The organism is Bacillus sp. MUM 13, assembly GCF_001866725.1.
GTDB lineage: Bacteria > Bacillota > Bacilli > Bacillales > DSM-1321 > Peribacillus.
Genome location: NZ_MLYQ01000128.1, coordinates 1 through 22219, shown reverse-complemented (window position 1 = coordinate 22219; position 22219 = coordinate 1). Strand labels below are relative to the sequence as shown.

The 22219-nt window shown below is 35.7% G+C and carries 15 protein-coding genes and 2 pseudogenes; 5 read left to right on the top strand and 12 right to left on the bottom strand.

Features of this window, described 5'->3' with window-relative positions; translation table 11 throughout:
* Positions 1–402 precede the first annotated feature (402 nt).
* Positions 403–504: pseudogene (locus BIV59_RS24585) on the top strand (hypothetical protein); the annotation flags it as partial.
* Positions 505–521: 17 nt separating this feature from the next.
* Here BIV59_RS24585 and BIV59_RS21240 read toward each other — a convergent pair.
* The 4 genes from BIV59_RS21240 to BIV59_RS21225 form a co-directional block, all read right to left on the bottom strand.
* Complete coding sequence (locus tag BIV59_RS21240) at positions 522–1400, bottom strand: PIN domain-containing protein (protein WP_071353460.1); 879 nt, start codon at positions 1398–1400, stop codon at positions 522–524.
* Positions 1401–2130: 730 nt separating this feature from the next.
* Positions 2131–2448 carry an NPCBM/NEW2 domain-containing protein gene (locus tag BIV59_RS21235; RefSeq protein WP_071353459.1) on the bottom strand — a complete coding sequence of 106 codons (318 nt, stop codon included), beginning with the start codon at positions 2446–2448 and terminating at the stop codon, positions 2131–2133.
* A 14-nt stretch (positions 2449–2462) separates the two neighbouring features.
* Complete coding sequence (locus tag BIV59_RS21230) at positions 2463–2729, bottom strand: hypothetical protein (RefSeq protein ID WP_071353458.1); 267 nt, start codon at positions 2727–2729, stop codon at positions 2463–2465.
* Positions 2730–2868: 139 nt separating this feature from the next.
* Complete coding sequence (locus tag BIV59_RS21225; protein ID WP_071353457.1) at positions 2869–6672, bottom strand: hypothetical protein; 3804 nt, start codon at positions 6670–6672, stop codon at positions 2869–2871.
* A 679-nt stretch (positions 6673–7351) separates the two neighbouring features.
* On the opposite strand from BIV59_RS21225, the gene BIV59_RS21220 reads away from it, so the two are divergent.
* On the top strand, positions 7352–7660 hold the full coding sequence (locus tag BIV59_RS21220) for an excalibur calcium-binding domain-containing protein (protein WP_071353456.1): 309 nt from the start codon (positions 7352–7354) through the stop codon (positions 7658–7660).
* Positions 7661–7840: 180 nt separating this feature from the next.
* Here BIV59_RS21220 and BIV59_RS21215 read toward each other — a convergent pair whose 3' ends face one another.
* Positions 7841–8332, bottom strand: a complete 492-nt coding sequence (locus tag BIV59_RS21215) for a hypothetical protein (RefSeq protein WP_071353455.1) — start codon at positions 8330–8332, stop codon at positions 7841–7843.
* A gap of 699 nt (positions 8333–9031) precedes the next feature.
* The gene (locus tag BIV59_RS21210; RefSeq protein WP_071353454.1) at positions 9032–9622 is read right to left on the bottom strand and encodes a methyl-accepting chemotaxis protein; all 591 of its coding nucleotides are present in this window, start codon (positions 9620–9622) and stop codon (positions 9032–9034) included.
* 336 nt (positions 9623–9958) lie between these two features.
* Here BIV59_RS21210 and BIV59_RS21205 point away from each other — a divergent pair, with 336 nt between their 5' ends.
* The gene (locus BIV59_RS21205; protein ID WP_071353453.1) at positions 9959–10447 is read left to right on the top strand and encodes a DinB family protein; all 489 of its coding nucleotides are present in this window, start codon (positions 9959–9961) and stop codon (positions 10445–10447) included.
* A gap of 1657 nt (positions 10448–12104) precedes the next feature.
* Here BIV59_RS21205 and BIV59_RS21200 read toward each other — a convergent pair.
* Complete coding sequence (locus BIV59_RS21200) at positions 12105–13763, bottom strand: helix-turn-helix domain-containing protein (RefSeq protein WP_071353452.1); 1659 nt, start codon at positions 13761–13763, stop codon at positions 12105–12107.
* Positions 13763–14257 carry a hypothetical protein gene (locus BIV59_RS21195; RefSeq protein ID WP_071353451.1) on the bottom strand — a complete coding sequence of 165 codons (495 nt, stop codon included), beginning with the start codon at positions 14255–14257 and terminating at the stop codon, positions 13763–13765. Before BIV59_RS21195 ends, BIV59_RS21200 begins: the two co-directional genes overlap by 1 nt.
* 1189 nt (positions 14258–15446) lie before the next feature.
* On the opposite strand from BIV59_RS21195, the gene BIV59_RS21190 reads away from it, so the two are divergent.
* Together BIV59_RS21190 and BIV59_RS21185 are read left to right on the top strand one after the other, a co-directional pair.
* The gene (locus BIV59_RS21190; protein ID WP_071353450.1) at positions 15447–16571 is read left to right on the top strand and encodes a hypothetical protein; all 1125 of its coding nucleotides are present in this window, start codon (positions 15447–15449) and stop codon (positions 16569–16571) included.
* Between the two features lie 1167 nt (positions 16572–17738).
* Positions 17739–18467 (top strand): hypothetical protein, encoded by a 729-nt coding sequence (locus tag BIV59_RS21185; protein ID WP_071353449.1) that lies wholly within the window; start codon positions 17739–17741, stop codon positions 18465–18467.
* Between the two features lie 520 nt (positions 18468–18987).
* Here the strand turns inward: BIV59_RS21185 and BIV59_RS21180 are convergent.
* From BIV59_RS21180 to BIV59_RS21165, 4 genes and pseudogenes are all read right to left on the bottom strand, one after another.
* On the bottom strand, positions 18988–19611 hold the full coding sequence (locus tag BIV59_RS21180; RefSeq protein ID WP_071353448.1) for a hypothetical protein: 624 nt from the start codon (positions 19609–19611) through the stop codon (positions 18988–18990).
* Between the two features lie 230 nt (positions 19612–19841).
* On the bottom strand, positions 19842–20054 hold the full coding sequence (locus BIV59_RS21175) for a hypothetical protein (RefSeq protein ID WP_071353447.1): 213 nt from the start codon (positions 20052–20054) through the stop codon (positions 19842–19844).
* A gap of 93 nt (positions 20055–20147) precedes the next feature.
* Positions 20148–20977: pseudogene (locus BIV59_RS21170) on the bottom strand (ATP-dependent DNA ligase).
* A gap of 105 nt (positions 20978–21082) precedes the next feature.
* The gene (locus BIV59_RS21165) at positions 21083–21907 is read right to left on the bottom strand and encodes a hypothetical protein (protein WP_071353446.1); all 825 of its coding nucleotides are present in this window, start codon (positions 21905–21907) and stop codon (positions 21083–21085) included.
* Positions 21908–22219 lie beyond the last annotated feature (312 nt).

The window sequence follows — 22219 nt, the reverse complement described above, 5'->3', positions numbered from 1 at the left end:
CATCTTTCACGTAACTATAATAAATACAGTCTATTTTTCTTGTGTTATATTATCCAGCATAATTGTAAATTATACCATAAAAATCTGAGATTATGAGAATCAAAAAGACACTATGTAAATCTTTAATATAGTTCCTCCTTTATTGGCTAATTGTTTATGTATTAGATTTTTAGAAATACATTAAAGTGTTAAATATCCACTGAGAAGGCTTTAAATATTATTATCACTTTTAATTATTTGAGAGAATATTTAATTTCTTGGAGCTGACGTTGATGTTAAAAAATAAACCCATAAAATATCCTTGGGAAACTTATTATAAATTAACAACTAACTATTTTGAGAAACACGGACATATCAATTTTGATATTAACCACATAGAAAGCGGACTGTCTTGGTAGATGGTTAGCGAATCAAAGAAAAAATTATAAAAACAATCATTTGAAACAAGAACGTATTATTGCCCTTGAAAAAATTAGTATTAAGGGTGATAAAAAGAAGCCATAATGGCTTCCAACAGGGTATTAATTATAATAGTCACCAGTATCATAGTATACACCGCAATTTTTACATCTATAATGCCAACTTAGTCCACCGCCATACATAGAATTGAACCAAAAGCCATTTTCTGTGTCAAATTCATGGTTACATTTCTTTCTGCGTTCTTCCGCTTCCCTAATAAATGTGAAGTCCTCATTAATTCGTTTTGCCTCGTCTTCATTTATTAAATCAGGTTGTATCATATCTACTAATTCAGTTATTTTGGGGGAGAGTAGGTATTTTACATCAGGTTCATCAAAAAAATGCGCAATGTTTTCATGCATTGTAAATCTTTCATTATTTTCTTCTCTTTTTGATACAGCAAAATCATCAACATTATCCGTTATAAAATATATAGGTTTACAGTTCTGCTTTCTAGCAGCCTCTAAAACACTGAACAATATTAAGCAATCAGTCATTTCATTTTTCTTTTCTCCAAAGAATGGTGCTTTTTTATCAAGAGCCATCATAGCGCCCTCTGCTTTTTGTTCTATAGAAGGTTCTATATGAATGCCATCAGTAAGAATTCTTTCAATTCTTTCTATGTTTTTTCTATGTACTGTTAATAACTGCTCATAGTTATCAGTATATTTTTTAAAAATACTCTGAATAAGTTCTGAATCAGGTTGTTCAACTAATTTTGACATCTCCTGTATATTTTTTAACTTTGAATGGTAAGATTTTTTAAGTGGTTCTATAACCTTAATCTCCTTATTCCTTGAGAATTCGATTTTTACTATCTCTGGAACAATGAAAGTTATTTTTTCTTCATTAAGAAGTTGCTCAAAACTGCTTAATAAAGTGTCGTCATCGAGTTTTGCTATATTTAACCATACACAAGTGTCTAAACCTAAGTAAATCATCTTGTTACTCTCCAATTCCTTCTTTTATTTTTTTTAATTGTATTCTAATTATATCAAAATGATCATGGTTAATATCATTAATATTGGAAATCACCCAAAAACTTGGATATTTCACAAAAACATTTTAGGGAAAATTAGCAATTACACAATCTTTAAATCGTTCTATATTTGTTGCATAAAATTTTTCAAGCAAGAGTTTAAGCGAAATCATCATAATGTCACTCGGTGGTTTTTCTAAATAAATATACGATTCCTGCTAAGACTAATAAACCAAATATTAAAAACATTGACAATCTCCTTTTGTGTAATTTACAGAATCTTTACACAAGTATTAGGCTTTATCCTAAGATTTGTGTCATCGCTTTTAGTTACTGATTCCTTCGGGGATGAAGCTGCTTCGCATTCTATTCTTTATTCTTTAACTTGGACCTTAAGTACCATAGCATTTGCTATAACAGTATGTTGCTTAATTATAGGTGTATACAGAGCTTTCTTTTCAAGATAATTAACAATGCACACCATGTAGGGCTGATTTATTCAGTACTCTTTTTTATGATTTACTTTTTACCCTAAAATCCCATCACTTCTTTTAACCCGGTTATCCGGATGCTACCTGCTACATGCGCTCTAACGAAGGAAAAATTTTTTGCTGTACTCCACGTGGGTACAATGCGTATAAAATCCATAAAAAAACACCCTCGAGAGGGTGCCTTGTAACAACAAGTTAAAATTACTTCACAATTACATTAATAAAATCATAATAAAACCAAGAGTCTCTCTCAGCTTGAACAATAACTTCTAAATTCCATACATTCGAAACATTAATATCAACTTTAATCGGTAAACCACTAGATGAATTATCGTAAGATGAAATGTCATGACCATCTGCTTTAAAGATGAATCTAGCATTATATTGATCTGCATGGTCTTCAAATCCGATAAGACCACTTATGTTGTGGAATTTTCCACCTAAATTAAATGACATTGAGCCAGTTTTAAATGCACCGTTATGATAACCTTTATTATAAGTGCTTCCTGCCATTACCATAGGTTGATTCACCTTTACAATATTATTTTTTTGTAAGGTGGCAATATATCCGACATGTAACTTCCTTTTGGTTGAGTACCAAAGTACACTGTATCCGCAGATTTGTTAAAAAGCGCTTTTTCACCTAATAAATCACCAATTAGGTTCACAGGGGAGTATTTTATCCCTTTATAATCGAATACTTTTGGAACAGAAACATTGCCAAGCTGGTAATTACCACTTAAAACATTTCCCTTATCTTCTTTATTTGTTTTTATCCTTACATCCAAATATTTTATCACTCTAACCGCCTTTTTATAAAGAGTACTCAATTTACCAAATAAATTTTAGAAATCATCAATTATGAAAAAAAGCACCTTTCTTTACGTAGGATGCTCTTTGCATTTTTTTTATATCTGACCGGATTCCAATTTACTTTCTCTACTCAAAACTTTCATTTCCATTATCTACTCTTGTTAACTCCCATTCACGCTCCAAATTAATCTCTTGTTCAAACGCGCGTTCTTCTTTAGCTGCCCAATCAGCAACTGAAGAATCTTCATGTGCCTTTAATTCAGAAATTAGCCGTAAACGTTTTTGTATTATTTCTGCTCTGGATCCTGACCAGGATGTTGGTCTAAAAAAAGAAGTAAACACTTTGAGAACTTCAATTGAATCATATGCATTAGTAAACATCCTACGAGCCAAAGGAGTCCATTCTAGTAATTCAGTATCAGCATGTTTTCGAAATGGCAGTATTATTGAAGCTGCCGATGGATACCTAGTTTTAACATTTTCTTCACACCAGGCAATAATAATGTCATCTTCTACACCAGAAAAAGGATTGAATCCACCGGAAAACACTCGTCTTACTCTGTAGTCTAGTTTTTCCTCCGATAAGAAACAATCAAGGAGGGCTGTAGGCTGTGTTTTGGCAATAGAGTCTATTACGCCTTTATAATCTCCGGCGTTGATATCATAATTTTTATACGCTTTAAAAAGATTTTGACACAGCATTCTAGCCTTATCATTTGCTTCATCTCCCTTAAAACACGCCCTAATAATAACTGACATGTCATACTCCATTCGATCCGCGCGTGTATATTCTCTATCAAACTGAAAATTTAATAACAACTCTTGCGCTGCCGTTATAATAGGTTCGCTTAAGCTGTCATTCCTACCGTGAAGTCTCATATGCATAATCTCAATAGCTACTTTGTTTCCGTCTGGTTTCGAATCAATTAATTTTAACAATTCACAAAAAGAATCATCATTAATTTTTTCGTGTGTCCTTCCATATGCTATATTTCCATATTGCAAAATAGGGGCAACTCCATACTTCAGTGAATGTTTTAATCTTTCTACACCTTTCTCACTAATTTTAAAACTCGTTTGCAGCCAAGGATATATATGAGCTAATAATTCATTGGTAACAGCTAAATCTAAAAACTGCTCTGCAAGATCTCCATCCATTTGAGATGCTGCCCTTAGAACTCCACGAAGTATTTGGTAATTCCGACTTTTCTCATCAATCAATGATAATTGTGACAGCATGTCCTGCCAGAGTTGTTCAAGGTTTTCGCAACCTTCCGCAAGTCCTTCTCCAAAATAAGTTATTCTAGGACTGTCAGTACTTAGAAGATCGGGTAATAATTTTCGGAAAATTTGTTCATCAGCTGCAACTTCTCGACCAAGAAAACGAGTGTATTGCTCCACCTTCGTAAATTCGTCGACATCTTCGTCTTGGTTGCCTATGTCAACTGTATCAATCACATCAAAAGAACCCTTATACTGAGTAAGAGCATAAAGTCTTGCCCGTTCAATTAGCGCCATCGGTTCAAGGATTTTTCCTATGTTATATAAGCGCTGTATGACCTCTGCATCCATTTCCGCACCATCGAATCTAATAGTTGCCTTAACAGCCACCCAACCTTCCTTCCAATTACCTGCTTTAACAAGTGAAATCGAAGCGACTTCTAATTCGTTATACATTTGAGCCTTAACCCATAGCCCCCTGAATTTATCTGCTAAAAGAGCTTTTGATTTAGAAGAATATGAAACTTCACCCAAAGATATGGATACAGCATATTCAATGAACAACTTATACCATTCCTCTATTTCAGTTCTATTTCTTGGCAAGTACCCATGATTTCTTGAACGAGCACCAAATTCATAGTCATTATAAGAATTAAAATGCCAAGATTCTAAAGCTGAACTTAACAATGAATGACCAAGTTCTATTTCATCGTCTTTCCCGGTTTCAATTAAATTGGAAATGATATCAAGTCTTTGTGTTGCAGTGGCATGTGTTCCGGAATATTGTAAATAAAAAAGAGGCTTTAGTCTGAACCTGATAGAATTATAGTTTTCACTAGGGTGCTCAGAGAGGGCGAAGCGACATAGTAATTTCACCGAACGACTAAAAAGTTCCTTATCATATGCCATAGAGCATAGAAGCCTAGTTATGACATCGAAGTGTTCATTTTCGCGTGAAAAGAATGTAAGAGCGCTGTCTTTGATTGTAACCCTTTCAATAGCAGACAAGGTTAATTCAGGATTTACAGGTGCAATATTTTTTAACAGAGTTATTCCTATTTCATCTAATTCACTCACGTTACCCAGCAAACCATTTTCCGACAACCAGTTTCTGGATATTTCTATAGCTTCAGCAGATTCATGCAAATAACTAAGTCGTCTGGAAAAGGATGTCAGAAGTCGAGAACATCCTCCATTTATAAAAACATTTAAAATATTTACAAGTGGAATGTTTTCAAGAGCACGAATAGCGAGTTTATTAGCTAACGCGTGAGGTAACAGAGCTCTCCATTTACTTCTTTTTTGCACAAGTTCACGACGTTCCAAATCTTTAACATTCCCATATAAATCTGTAATATTCTCCCTAATTAAGGAACCGAGAAGCCTTAGTTCATCATTAGCATCTTCAAAAGTAAAATCAAATGAGTAAACAAGGGAACAAACTTCAGCAACTCTTAGCAAGTCTGGATTGTCACTATTTCTTTGCTTAAAAAGCCTAGAAAAAAGATCTTCATCCCTCAAATTACCTAGATTTTCTCCTCTTCGAATAGTATTGGCTAATGCAATCGCAATGCGAGCATTTCCACCAGAGAAGGATGCAATAGTCCGACTATCGACTCCGCTGACATAGGGAAAACGTGATATTATCAACCGCTCAATTAAATGATCAGAAGCAGGTTCTAAATGGTAAACGTCGGTCTCCTCAGGGAGGTCATCCCTAACATCATATTCAACAGTGATTAGACTGACTAAACTGTCAGGTGCAGTGCACAAGGAAGTTAACCGCTTATGTAATTCCGGCTGGCAATTATCAATAACAAGGACAGCAGGCATTTCTTGAGCAATAATACGTTCAACAAAGCTCCGAGGCTCAGGACTAGGACTATCACTCATTTCAGCATAAAAAACTTGTGTCTGATTTAGCGGATTTTCACCAATATGTTCATCGAACAATGCTTGAACAAATCTAGTTTTTCCAACACCAGAAAGCCCAACTAAACGAACAGATGACCCAGGTTTTCGTAAAATGGTACGAATTTCATTTATACCATCCATTGCAGAGAAACCATCCAAGTAGAGATTCGCACTATTGTGTAATCGTACATGCTCATCCAATATATATTGCTCATCAGCATCAGTATGGGAGTGTGCCCAGTAACCATATGCTCTCCACCCCTGAACTGGTCGTCCTATTTTATCTCTTACCCATAGTACAAGCGAGGGATGTGTGCGTACCCAACCCGCAACTCGTTCCCTATCATAAAAATCAACTTTATAATCAGACAAATTTGTAGTGTCAGATAATGCTTCAACCATTGCCTTTTTACGATCAGATAGTGCACCATCTGCAGTAGACCCTTGACTACTTACAATGATATAAGCCCCTCCTGAATCAATTAAATCTTTTATAACTGGCCTTAATTGCCCCCTAGGTCTCATCTCACTACTAATCGCACCCCGAGGCATATCAGGTTTTTTAACTTGAAAACCAGTCTTTGATCTCGGTATAAAACCATCAGATGACAAGTCCGTTGAAACTTCTACCCTGACATCAAGGCCGCCATCTGCAGCATTTTGATGTCCTCCCCATGTAACACCCGCAGTGGGAATACCTGCAGCACGTAGGTCTGCTTCACACAAAAGCCCTATGAGCGACCTTAGATCTGTATCACTCAATTCTTTAATATCAGCACCAGTAATTTCAAGCATTTTACCCTCCTTTATCCCTTCCGTAATTCTACTCTTCATACATTATTCGATAAATATTGCTAAACACCCTCTTTAAAGTTACAAAGACCATGTTCTTATTTAACTGCCTTTATTATTAGACACAAAGAAGAGCTGCAGGTAAGTTTTTTTGGTAACGCAGTCAGTTGGCCACGGATCGGTATCATTGCTCTTGCTTCCATTACTTCTGGTTACATGAGTATAAGATATTTCCTTTACGTGTACATTTGGGACCTGGGAATTTCCCCTTGTTGAATTCTCCACACATTAAGTGATAATAGAAATTGTCATACTTGCGATTTTCAAAAATTCAGTGTTAGTTATATGGACGGGCACCTTCTCATGAATTATATAATCGAAAAGGCAAAGGCAGTTACAAAAAAATATTCAAGGCTAAAAATGAAGGGTTGAGGTACCTGTAGCCTCCCATGCGAAATGCTGCAATCAACAAAGTTGCATTAGCTGATTGCAAAGCCTTAATTGTATCGCCTGTAAATTGCTCTTTTTATCTAAATCTTGTAAAATTTAGTTTTTATTGACGTCATCTAAAATTCACAAATCCTTCCTTTAAACATCTTCACATTTCTTTAGTATAAAGGCATAAATTTATAGTCCTTTTGGCTGGAATTAATGTATAATTTATCCATAAAGGAGGGGTTATTTGAAAAAAATAATATCTTTAGTAGCTGCTGCAGCCATTTTTACCAGTGGCATAGTTACCATAGTACCGAAGCAGGCAAATGCAACACCAAGCATGTATAAAAGCTGCAAATTGTTTAACAGCCATTATTCAAAAGGTGTTGCAAAATCCGCCCATACGAAAAATAAAGTGATTAGCCGTAAAACGAAAAAAGTATCGTATAAGACGATGTCTAAAGGCACCAAAATTTCATTAACAATCTATAAAAATGCTATGAAATACAATCATGATTTAGATCGTGACAAAGATGGGATAGCTTGTGAAAGATAGCCAATCATTTATAATATAATTTCTTTAATTTTGAAAGCGTGCAAAGCATCTATTGAGACTCTGCACGCTTTTTATTAACTCAAGAGACCGTGCCTAACTAATACTCGGTTTATGTTTAGGCTCCACAATATTTAATTCAGGAGATTTTCTGAATCAAACTCATAATCCAGCTTATACTTTTTAGCGGTGTTTTGAAGGACGTATTACCATGTCTTTTTGAAGGCTTTTAATCATTCGCTCAGCCATTTTCCAAATAAAAGAATTGGTGATAAAAGTCGGATAGTATCCCATTCTTTCTCGTATGAGGTTCTCTAAAACAAAACATTTCCGTGTCATTTTTTCATATTCGATAAACGTATATTGTTCCCCTTCCCTATATTCAAGGGCACCTTGTTTTATAGCCTGAACAAAAATGTATCTCTGCTTATAGAGATTTGCTCGTTCCTTTCTGGCTAATTTCAACAGCAATACAAGCTCGATTATAGAAAAGCGCATAATTTCCCTGGTACTTTTAGATAAATCTTGTACAGTGGGCTGTAATTCAGGAAGAAAATCCTTACGTTTCCCCTTTTCCTGAATATCCTCCCTTGGTATTCCCAGTTCACAGAAATCACAATAGTAAGAGGAGAGCAAATGCTTTATCCCGCTTCCGCAATAAGGACATGTTTTCATACACCTTCACCTTTCTTTTATCAAATTCGTCTTCTTAAAACGAGCTGTTTTTACGTATTATATCCCTTCATTATAGAACGTACGTTCCTAAAAGTGAAGCGTAGAATGTCTCCCTATTACTATCTGGCAACTTCAGAGAAAGGGAATAGCAGAAAAGCCTTTTAAAACATCGTTTGTCGAGGATGGTAAGCGAAGGGAAGACTTTCATAACAGCAATTAATCAATATAGAAAGATGCTTAAACATAAAAAAGACTGCATTTAGGACAGTCAACAAAGTAGAAATCAGAGATTGCTATGACTATAGTGGAAGCATGCACCGACATCAAAAATTGTTTTACCCCCACAATAATCCCCCTAAATAAAAATAAGAGGACACTAAACGAAAGCATTAGCGTTCATTTAGTGTCCTCTAGGTGTCTAGTAGAAAAAACTTATAAGAATTCATCAATATTGAATATTGAGTTTTTCGTGTTCTAAACAACAAATAAACTACTCATAGTGCCATTAAGTATCCTTTCCTTTCGATTGATGAAGGCCCTTCCGGTGGATTCTTTAGAGATGGAAAACAAGTACATTGGTGAAAATATGCTCATTAACTTACGAATTTGTAAGGGTCCCTTAGTTTAATATGCTTTCCATGTGTTCACATTAACCAATTGTATAATAAGAAGTAAATAACAAAAAAAGGATATCCCCTGTTACTTTATTTTAAATGTAGAAACCGACTCATTTAACTCTTCCGCTAAATTAGCCAATGATTGTGATGTTGCCGCAGTTTGTTCGCTTGCTGCCGCCGATTCTTCACTAGCACCTGCTATACTCTCAACTGCTTTCATAGCCTCGGCGGATTGTGCAGACTGCATTGCACCAGCTGAAGCAATGTTTTCAATTGACCTCATAACTTCTATTGACTGCGCTGACTGTTTATCACTTGCTGATTGTATTTCTGCTACTTTTGCAGAAACCTGACCAACCATATTTGCGATTGTGTTGAATGCCATCCCAGTTTTATGAGAGTTATCTACCTCTTCTTTTACTGCTTTAACACTGCTTTTTGTGCTGTACTGAATATCTTTTATAATTTCTGAAATTTCCTTCGTTGCCTCGCTGCTTTTTTCTGCAAGCTGACGTACCTCATCTGCTACAACGGCGAAACCTTTGCCTTTTTCACCTGCACGTGCTGCTTCGATTGCTGCGTTTAACGCCAGCAGATTTGTCTGACTGGAAATACCGTCTATTACCTTGATAATATCGCCAATCTTGTTTGCATCAGTTTCAAGCAGAAACATCTTCTCACTTACCCTTACCATTCCATCAATAGAAGTCTTAACAACTACGCTGCCATTTTCTGATTGCTCGGCTAGAGCCTCTCCTATTATTGCAGTTTCTTTTGCCTTCTTAGCATCTGAGTCTAATCAAATCAAGAAGAAGCGTGTTCAGAAAAGGACGAGTTTTGGAACAAATAATAAAATGTGTGCTTTTTTAACGTTGCTCAGCAATTGGGTAAGGGAGGTAATCAGATGGTTCATCTCGAAATTGTAAGTTATGCCAGAACAACATGCCTCAAATGAATATTGACCAAAGGGATTATCTATTAAAAGGGATAAGATTGGAGGGAATAGAAAATGGATGTAAGGACACTTTTGTTACAACAATGGGCAAGCTGCTTAGATAAAGAAGACTGGTTTCCACCACTTGAAAAAGTACTAGAGAATATTACTTTGGAACAGGCAATTTGGAAACCAGTTGAAGGGGCACATTCCATCTGGGAATTAGTTTGTCATTTACTTTTCTATGAAAAGAGAATTCTGTTACGCTTTCTAGGTGAAACAACAAATGAACCAAAGGCAGAAAATAATGACGCTACATATCGATTACCAACTGAGACCTTTCAAAATTGGAAGGAAACAAAACAAGAATACTTTTCTGTTCATCGTGAACTTGAAAAAATACTAGCAAAATCAAAACTAGAAGATTTGTATAGACCGATTCCTGATGACAATCCATTAGTGCTTGAACTGAAGAGTTTAGTAATGCACGACGCATATCATATTGGGCAAATTGTATTCCTTAGTAAAATGCAAGGAGCTTGGGCAGGGAAACGCAGCTTTTAAAAAGTTTTATTAGCTTTACAGTCATTCCACTATAGAGCACTATTCCGAAGTGAGGATAAAAGTCCAATTTCTTAATTTTAATATTGAGAAATTGGACTTTTTATATTTATTTATAGTGCAAAATATCGCTTGAAAAAGGTGCAAAATAACTCCTAAAGTGACAGTATATTATTTTGATAATTTGAAAAAATCTTTTATTGGCATTTCAGTATTTTTACATGTTAATATTTCCCTATCCATTTTATATACAACCAGTAATGGAAATCCAACAAAAAGAAGACGATTAAATTGTTTTATCCAACTTTTACAGATTCAAGAATAAAGGAAATTCACATTATCAAAGATAACAATTTCTGTGAATGTGGTTTTAAGCACAAAACCTATTACTTATTTACACGAAAAGATTTAAGGAACATTAAATTTAAGGAACTAAATGACATATCTTGTGAAGCCTGTAAAATCGCTTTTTTAAACAGTAATCAACATGAATCTATTCCTCTTACTGCTAACAACTTCAGCCAGGAAAACCCTTTCCATCAAGCTCCTAACTGACTCATCAAACGTTTTCTGTCTTATTTAATTTGTGCTTTTAGCTTTTCAAAGACTGCAATTTGTTTTTGGACCGCTAATTTGTTTAACGTTAGTGGGAGTCATACGTTGTTTTCCCTTCAAAAACTACTTTAAGCTGTACAGCCTAATAAGCACGAATCATCGATTCTTTACTAAAAATGTGGTCAATCCAGCCATAACTAGCTTTTATCAGAGGCCTGTTGGACAAAATGATCTGATTTTTATTTATAAAAATAAAAAATTTATTCCCCTTCAATGATTCAGTCCTATATGCAGACATTTTGTTAAATCACAATCTGATGTCTGTGATAAACTTTATTTATTCTACCGAGGTAAATTTTAAAATATATTAAATAATTGATTAGTTTAAAGTATTTAGCTTCATAAGCGTCAAAATGCCATCCTTCAACTTCGAACTATGTTGTCCCATTAATTTCTCCTTAAACTCCGCGTTACAGAACCCAAAATATTTTTAAGATTGAGATTTATGTAGGAAGCATCTTTATATTTTTCTATCATGGAGTTTACGCAAAATAATTAAAAACTAGTCTAATTTAGACTAGTTTTAATTATTATCTAACCTTAACAGAGACCAGCTTTACCCCCGCTTTTTTAGCCTGGGTGACGGCCTTTTTTAATTTCTCCGATACAGCTTTATTCTGTTTTTTATTCGACATCATCTTTCATCCTTCCTCACTTCAAATAGGTATTACCTAATATCTCCAACATTCTAGGAAAATATACATCAAGGAAGCACCTCCCCCCTCTCCTCTCTATTTATCTAAAAAACAAGGAAAAGTGGAAAAGTGACCATGATTTAATCCTCTAATTAAAGCGCGAGGGAGGCAGGGAATGAGAAGGTAATGGAAGCAGAAAACATCTTTTCATTTTAAAAAATTATTTCTAGATTATATTAAGGAACAAATCCTTTTCTTAATACGACAATCTTTGTTTTTCCTCTGAGATAATTTTCTATTGCGTATAGGACGTCCCAATAAAAGATGGGTCATCATTTATTCAAAACGCCTATATAAAGAAGAGGGCAGCTGTAAATAGCCGCCCTCCGTTAATTCCGCTCCTGCAATTTTTATTTTTTATTCAGCCAAACCTTCATTTTTTCCAGGCTTTCCGTGTAAGGCCGTTTAATTAAATTTCTTTCATAACGGGACAAGGTGCTATGTGAGATCCCCATCTCTTTCGCGGCCTCCAATATACTGACCCCGCGAATGTTCCTTTCCTGGCTGACGCTTTCAGGTGACACCTCTTTTTCAGCTGCTTCAGTAGCTGCAGCAGCCTCCTTTTCAGTCATTCCCTTGAAAAACTCCGATAGATTTAACGTGTCATAATCCGGTTCTTCAATGAATGTTAACCCATTAAAATCCTGCAAGCCTGTAATTTCTGATGGAGGGAGGATTTGGACCCTTGCCTTCAGCCAGGTATTCGCGAACCAGTTCCGTTCTTGTTCAATCCTCTGCTCAATACCAGTTTCTTTATAGCTCCATTCTTTGATTACTCCATCTTTTTGAAGGGTATCCAGGATTTCTTCAAATTGCTCTTTTATCCTGGATCCATAACGGGGGTTCACATCCAGATCCATTACCTTCAGAAGACCCTTGTCCCCTCCTATGTGGTAAGCCCTTAAATAGTCGCCGGTCTTTTGGCGAATCCGCCACTGCCAGGATAAATAACGGGACAGCCGTTTATGATACTTCTGCTTGGTCGGGTGGTACTGCAGAGTTTTGAGTGCTAACATCCCGCTGCTCTTTTGTGATCCGTACAGGAAGTTTGCCAGTAATTCCCCCGGGCGGATACTGCATTCGTAAATCCCGATAGGATTGCTGCCCCTGTATGCCACGGTCACGCTATCCACGACGAAAAGCGGGTTGAACTGCACCTGGCCGATTTCTTCAAAGCTTTCCTGATCTTCATTGATGAACCTGAGGTTCTCCCGTTCTATCCGGATCCATATGGTCGTAAGGGCTGCAAGGCGCTTCATGATATCGTCCCGTTCTTTTTTTCGGTAAGACGTCTGGAAACCGTCAGGCTCTTCGCTTCTACCCTGTACCTGCCTTAAATTCAAGGCATCATCCGTATGAAAATGAATCATCTGATCTTTATGCGTTGCCTGCTGCATCCATAGGATGGACACGATATCAAATATATCTGCAGTCAAGTCATCCATGGACGTAAGGGCCTGTGAGGTGAGGTTTTTCCATTGCTCGATTGAAGCATTGGATTTAATTTTCAAATTTTCATTCTCAGCCCTGACCTGGGCGGTGGCTTCAATTGCCCTTTCCGCTATTACCGCGGTGGGGACTGCCGTTGAAAGATCAAACTCATTTTTGCTGATGGTTTCTCTAAGCCTATGAAACAATAATGCGGAACCGGACTCGGCAAAGCTTTGGTTCAGCAAATTATTAATGACTTCCCTATTGTTTGTCTTTAAAGAATAAGGTGCCTGATCTTCCCTAATATCTCTTATGTATGGCAGGACAAAACCCCTTATTTCTTCGCTGTATGTATAGATCCATTCATCCAATTTCTCTATTTCAAGATGATGATCCTTGACGATGCGGTCGATCACTACAAAAAATGCCTTAAGAGACTGGCACGGCTGATAATCAGCTTGATTAGCCAGCAGATTGTTCATATCTATTGTCCATTCTACAAACAATTGGGGAAAGTCTTTAAATATAGTCTTTGTAAAATCCATGAATCTCCGCTGCAATGTATTTAGTTCAGACATTAGCTTTCACCCAAACCTTCCGTGCTTTTCTCACTGTATTTTAAATGCTGTACAGTGTAACGATGCAAATATAAATGAAAATATTCAGAGCCTAATAATCCATAATCATGCAGAAGGCTCATCCATTCAAAGGAAAGAAACTGAACAAGAAATTCATTTTCCTCGATGGCAATCTCAAGCTCCTCTATATCCTCTTTTTTAAAAAGCCGAGATGCCTCCACCTGTTCTTTTATTTCTTGGGGTGAAAAATCTGTTTTTTTACGTTTTTGATTAAGCTTACATTCATACACAGCTTGCCCGTCGTAATAGTATATGCGTACCTTTAGCTCCTTGCCTTCCTTATACTGTTCTATTTGATTTCGAAACCAGATGGGACCGCTTGACAGGTTTACCACTGGTGCAGGAAGCACCCCCCTTAAATGGTATGTGGAAACCTTTCTCCGATCCCAGCCCAGAATATCCCCTGCTTCTGAAACACCCACTAAGAAACTCATACTATTCCCCTTGATTTTCATATGTCTTATGAACAGTATGAAGGAAAAATGTTGTAATTGTCAACACTTTCAAAGTTTGGGAATCCTACAGGAAACTTGCACAAAATTATTGAATTTGACGTTTCCTTTCACAACTTGCACAAAGGATTTTATTTTTGACGTTTGCTATCACAATGTGCACAGAAAATTCGCATGGAAGAAATACATTGAATAACAAATAATTTTTATGACAGGCTGCCAAATAGTGATTTTCGGTTACCATTTGCATATACCCCTTAATACTTGATAGGTTCAGCTTGTTTTATGCTGTAGTTTATGCCATTCGAATGTTTCGTAAAAAGACAGCTATTCATAGGTTAAAAAAGTTGCACAGCTTACACAAAGCTTTGACGTTTCCTTTCACAATCCGCAAACCATTTATTGGTAGCCATATTAATTATTCCTTCTATCAATTATATCAAGGCGGCCTTTTATAAATTGGATTAAATTAAGCTGTATCCTATGTAACTGTCTGTTTTAAAAATTTCCATGCCTTTTCCTCCAATGCGGGCTCCATTTTGATTTGTTTCCTTTATAGATAATTTTATCCTTTTAAATTTATTAAAAGAATAAGCCAAACTCCTTCTTCATAAAAAGCTGCACATATAAAATCAGAAAATGACGTTTCCTTTCACATCGTGCACAAACCCACGCCATTCATGTAGGAAAGTATTTTTTATACAACCTGCACACCACAATCAATAAGTGCGCTTTCTCTCACAATGTGCACAATTAGGATGAGTAAGGACCAGGTATTGTATTGTGCAACAGCACTTTCCCTAATATTTAGGCATTGAATGTTAAATGACGTTTCCTCTCACACAAACTTGCACAGCTTTTACAGTAAATTAGCCCTCTTTTTCTGTGCGGTATCATGTATGAACCGCTAAGAATGCTGATATAACAGTGTTTTTGTCGCATAACGGCCTTTATTGACAGTGACGTTAGCTCTCACATTATGCACAAAACGTCAAAATTAATGACGTTTCCTCTCACATAAACTTTTTTTACTTTTTTTATGAACCCTTGTCCCCCAAGGGATTGAGCCTTATTGTGCAACTTTGAAAAACCCTTAATAAAGAGCCTGACTCCCGTAAAAACCATTTTGCTATAATTCTAACTAGCATAATTGGCGAGAGGAGGGTAAAGAATGAGTGAGTCTAACATAAAAATCGATGGTTTCCGTATGCACCATGCCATACTGGAGGAATTCCGTTTTCTAAGGGATCAGTCATTTGAACGCCCTTCTGCTTCTGCTTATGTAGTTTACATGACAATGCTAAAGCAAATGCATATTGAACAGAATCAGCGTGGTGTAATTAAAGAATACAATCTGGCCTATTGGGCCAGAACTCTGGGCATTTCCTATTCTACCCTTTGGGGAGGGAAACGCTACTTAGAAAATCACCACTTTGTTAAAGAAGAGATTATTGAAGGGCTGCCTGTCCTTGTTTTAAAGGATGTTGAGAAATATAACACCCCCGAGCAAAACGGAGGTGTGCTAAACTACCTTATCATCCCCCATGCCTTATTCGAGACCAATATCCTAGCTGAGTTTGTCCGTACGTCAAACCCTGAAGGCATCGAGCTCCTTTTTTCCCTTCTCAATCAGTTCAGGACCGGCATGTCTTACAGCAAGTCCGGAGAAGTGAAACAAATCAGGCAAGAACGAAATATGAAGACATTAAAAACACAATTGAACAAGAATGCCAAAGGGGTCCGAAAAATTTTAAGTGTTTTGGAGGCTCTTTTTTCCGTTGAATCAACAGGTCTCGAAATGCGCGGCAAACAGATTTGGATCAGGAAAATCTATTTTTCCTTAAAACCTGAATGTGTAGCTGAAAACAGCGATGAGTTCAATGTGAATCCCTTAATGGCTAAGCTCTCCAAAGAACTGAGTTATTTTCTGGATGGCCACCATATAAAATATAAGCCCCGAGACCAGATTGATGTCATGATTTCCTTTAAACAGGAAGTTATGAAACATTTGAATTATCTTATGGATGAAGATCAGGAAAAGTATTCAGTAAGGGATACATTCATGAAAAAGTTCTTCCTGGAGAGCATCGATCAAATTTCATTCCATATTGAATCTGAAAAACAGAGAACCGGCTCCTTCCAGTTTTATTCAATCGGTGCTTTCTTCAGGACCGTTTTCAGGAAACACCTGCCGGCAGCCTTAGAAAACATTCCATATGGACTTATCCATGAAGCGAAAATGAGGGAATTCTTTCATACAGGCCAATCCCCTTCTTTAGCTGGAATTGGTATATAACAAAGCAAGCCTTGTAAAAAAAGATATTTTTACAAGGCTATTGGTGTTTCCTGAGATTTGATAACATTCCAGTTTACAGGCTTTACAGCTTGCATTCCAGCCCCTAAAACTTTCAAAAACCGTATAATGCGTAAAGTATTATTTTTTTGTCTTTTTTTATATCGAATATGTTCTTGTGTATAAGTGGAAAAGGCTACAGCTTACCTGTGGTTTTGTGATTACTTCAAATAAAAAATTGTTCAAAAGTTGATATAATGTTTTGTTGAATGTGAATTCGTGGAAACTTTGTTTATTCCATTCTTTCGATTAGGAGGAAAACCTTATATATCAAGGAACTGAAAGGTATTTTGACTTAGACCTTATTATTTATGGGTTTTTTATTAAAGATGTATAGTCTTATAAATAATGAATTATTTACGAAATTTGATTTCTTACGAAGGAAAAAATGAGTATAAAACATCTCTGTACATCTGTAGGTAAATAAAAATAACTTCCCCCTATAAACTTGCACATAGTTCTAAATTTTTGACGTTTCCTTTCACAATATGCACAGATCACTAAAAAATAGAAAAGCTCACCATCATTTAGGCGGATATGTATAAATTTTTTTCTAATGCCTTAATCGGCATATAATTTGTTTCTGCAAATGAAGACTTAAGATTTTTCCTTTTTATGACTCTGTTAAATACTACTACCGTTTTTTCTTTTAACTTAAGGTGTGCTTTGATGCACCATAACAGCAGCAGTTATCTTGCCTTGCTGCATGCATTGCTGGCATAGATAATTCTCTCTCATCAGTGCCAGTTACCTTACTCTGTACCATGGCTTGCTCTTATAAAAGGACCTTGCCTACTGGTCGCGCTTGTACTTGTCATAGTGCTGATGGCTGTTCATTGTACATTCCTTCTGCGCTCTCTGTTATATAAGTCTGTTAGTGCCTCGGCTATTTCTTTACCATTGACCGATTTAAACTTAATTTGGCTCAAAGTAATTCACCCTCCTCTAAATAAAAAAGCGTCCGATTAATCGGACGCTTCTTCTTTGCCATTCACTATACGTTTTTAAAGGTTGGAATAAGTGTGCAAAAGGAGATATTTTCCTGTAAGGCTATAAAATATTTTAAAAATCAGTTAAGATGTATCTAACAAATTATGCAAGGAGCAATAAATGATAAAGAAACTATTTACATTAAGGACCACATACTTGTTTGTCTTTTGCATTATTGATGTATTAATATATCAATTACTTTTAGTCAACATCCCGGCTCCAACAAATCTAGTATATGGTTTAGGAGATATTCAGTATAGGATTTGTTTTTCATTTATAACAAGCTATATCTTCTATGTTTTAATGACTTTTTTGCCAAAAGAAAATGATAAAAAGAATGTTTATAGTTACGTTGAACCTAAAAAAGATAAACTGGTAGAATCCAGTAACACATTCTTTGGTCTACTGGTTGAACATGTAACAAACTATAAATCAACGGATCCGAAAATGAATGCTTTACACAAGATGTTATTTTATAAGAGAGAATTAGATCCAAATAACTTGAGTCAACAGGACATTGAAGACATTTGTCATTTAATACAATCCGGTACCCTCTCACCAATACATAAATATTCTTTAAAAGAATTTGTGCGAGCTACCTGGGGAGAATTTCTACAAACACATGCTGATTCAGTAAAGGATCAAATTTCGGATATATTTGTTTTAATGCCTCACTTAAACACAAAGCATATCAAATTGTTAACAGATATCAATGATTCTGAATTTATTAGAATTTGCCACCTTGGAAAGATTTTTGATTTACTAGAAACTGAACCTGATATTTATGTTTTAAAAAATCCTCTTTATGACTATTATCAACTAATATTTAATTTAAAAACTGAATGGTAGGAGTCCTGACGGCAACCTAAAAGATTGCCGTATTTTATCTCCTCCTCACAGCTCCATTTACTCGCTTGTAGGTATCCCGATTAGTTCTCATCAGTTCATGCCAGTTCACATTCTCCTGTTTCTTTTTCTTACGCCTTCTCTGCTTATTCTTTGCCTTGCTGATTTATTTCTGCTTTTGTTCTTCTGAAAAATAATCACCAACTCTCATACACTCACGCTCTCTTTAAAATTATTTTCAACCTAGCAATTGGATTTGCTAGATAGTTTTCTTTATTGTTTTCTTTAGGAAACTCGCTCTAATGAAGGGAAAATTTTTGCTGTACTCCAAGTGGGTACACGACTGTACTTCACGTAGGTACAAAGTATATAAATCCATAAAAAAAACACCCTCGAAAGGATGCCCTAATGTTTATTCATCTTTACCATCACCATAATTTGGTGGTGGATATTTCATGCCTCCAAAAATCTTTTCCCTCTGATCTGAAAACGGGATGCTTGGATTATATAAATCGGATCTAATCTAGTTTTGTTCTTCTTCAAGACGTTCATCAATATTTATTTCATTCTTGTTTCTCATTCTTTTGAGGATATCTTCATATTCACTTCGTTCTGCATGTGATAAGTTTTGTTTATAGGCTTCAAGAGCTGCAAGTTCAAATGCCCTATACATTTCTTCAATACGCTTATCGCTAAAATAATGGGATGTTACTTCTTTCCATACAGTTAATTCCTCATTAACTAAATTGACATAAACTGCACTTTTCATATGTTCAGCTTTTTCTTTAAGATCAGTTATTAATTCATTTGGTGCACCTTCACCGAAACCTTCAATATTTTCCACCATTTCAAGGTTTCCAGCGATACTTTTTTCTCGGTTAGCAACTTGATTTGTAAAGTATTTATTTACTTCAGATAAAACACCCATAACTAAAAATTCTTCAGTTATATGTTCCTTAGACATTAATTCTTTTATTCTGCTTTCCAAGTAAAATAAAGGGCCTTTTATATAATCGCTGGTACGAAGATTAGTTCCTCCAATTTTAAGTAAAGGAACAGCCAAAAGATTGCCTAATGATGTTTTCTCTTCGACTGTTATTTTTGAATCCCATTCTTTTAATGAATCTAACAAACTCTCAAGATACACTATTTCATCCCCTTTCACTTACATTTTCGACAAAAGGGGGGGATTTCCTTCTTTATCCATAAAAAGACGACACCGTGTAAGTGCCGTCCTTTTCTTTATTCTCGATGGCATAAATTTAACAGGTCTGGAACCATACAGCACAACTTTTTGCCGTATTTTGTCTGTAATATTTCAGAAAATTTTTAGGAGCATAAAATACAGAAATAAACGAATCTTATTGTCCCATCAGTTTATTTCCTTCTTTTATAAACTTTATCTGCATTTTCAAAAAGAGCCAGTACAGCTTCAGTAACCGCATTGTTACTGTCATTATTTATTCCAAATGCTGCTTTATCATCGTCACGCCAAAATGATGCCTTAACCACGACTTTTCCAGTTCCAGTTTCAACGGCATCCACATCAATAAATCGTTCATCAATTATTAGAAAGCTTCTTTTCTTCATTACAATCCCCCTTTTTATAAGGAGATTTGACAAAATGGATATTATTTCCTATATATCATGAAAAAACACCCTCGAAAGGATGCTAATTAAAATTCAAGATATATATTCAACAAACGACGGAATGCGTAAGAGCCCAACCTTTGTATAGTTTCTAAATTTTACAGGACATTTAATTTTCGGATCCAGATAGATGAACTTCTCATTCTCTTCCTGGATATAATTCTGATACATGCTATAGAACTGCTTTCTAGCTTCAGGTACCATAAACTTCATAAGGCCAGCTGCTTTAACGCGGCCTTCATCCACCACACCCAGCAGCACCCCAAATTCATCTTTCCTGAACCCAGTAATGTAAGCATCGGCATATTGGTAATTAATGACCTTCAGCCAATCATGTGAGCGTTTGTTGATCGGGTACTTGGAGTATGCCTTCTTCTGTACAATTCCTTCGAGCCCTTGCTGTTTGACTAACTCAAAATATGCTGAAGCATTACCGACCATCCACTGTGTATATCCTATATGGTCTGATGTCTCCAAAATGGATTATAGCAGCTCTTTTCTTTCGAGCAAGGATAATAGGGTTACCTTATCACCTTTATAGTAAATAACGTCAAATACACAGTAAAAAATCTTATGTAATGACCGTTTAGATTGAAACCTTTCCATCATTGCCTCAAAGTCAGGCTTGCCATCCTGATCACTGACGATAATCTCCCCATCAGGATTGTGCCATCAGGAATATCGACATGCAGCAGCTCAGGAAACTTACTGGTGACCTCGTTATTATGCCGTGTATATAACTTTATCAATTTATTAAACTTGGAAAGCGTTAATCGGATGCCGTTCAATTTTAATTCAGTGATGTAATTATTATCCTCAAAAGGAGTTTCTGACTTGTGCAAAAGCATTGGTGATATATGCACCTTTTTCACCTCTGCATAATAGTAGCACAAAAGGCCTATATTAATTGGTCTTATGGAACATGTAAGTTTTACCTTTATATAATAAAAAGCATCCTGGACGGATGCTTAATTTAAATTTAAAAGTACATCGGATACTGCATGCCCCCATTTAGGGTCGGTTACTACTTTAGAAAAACCCTTTAACAAAGCAGTTTCCCCTATTTCATATAGTTTACTTGCAAATCCTTTTAATTTTGATTGAGAAGGTTCAGATTTGTTAATTTCCTCTTGTAACTCACTAGCTACTTGCTCAACCTCAGCCATTCTTTCTTCTGGTGCTGCCTTTTGTTTTCTTACCTCATCCATAATCTTATTTACTATGTTTTCATAGCGTACAGTTTGCTGTATATTATGACCTATTGCAACAGCACCACCCTTCTCTGTAGTTATATTTCCATAATTGAAAATTTGCAATGCGGAACTAGAAATATTTTCCTTCCCTTCAACTTCATCCTCAATTAAATCTTGAAGGCGATCAAGTAATTCCCTCAAACATGGTCTGGCTATCTCTCTGAGGAATTGCTGAATATTATCTTCATACCTTTTATGTTTATATATTCTATGACTCAAATCATCCAGATGAGTTTTACCTTTAGAAACAAGATCAAAGATTTGTACAACATATGCTAACTGTTCATCTATTTCCACTGGTAATCTCAACTCTGAAATCCAAAATCCATTAAAAGAAGAATAATGGATGGAATCAAAGTCCAGTGGGATTTCTAGGAGAGGGGCAACGATATAGTTAAGTACTCTATCCTTGTAAATTACATCAACAAATCTCTCGATTCTTGCTTTGTAGGAGCTATATCCTGAGCTTAGGATATCTTGTGCAGCATTATCCAATGTTCTTATAGCTCTTTTTACTTCTTTTTCCGTAAAATTGGTCATAAATATTCTCCTTTCAGCTTCTCCATTTGTGTAGATTCGCTATAAAAGGACAATATCCTGCTTTATCAATCAAGAATATTCATTTAAGAAAATGGGTCTCCCTTAATCAATTCCGATGCTATAAATTTATCAGGTTTTAAATCGAGCAACATATGATTTTTTTCTAATCTTTTACAAATTATTTTAAGGACATTTTCTATTATTTTGTCTAAAATAGACTTAGATTGTCATATACATCAGGAGGAGATTATGGGAAAAGAAAAAAAAAGAGAAAAATCCAAAGACAACTTTTTTATTCCAGAATTAAAAATT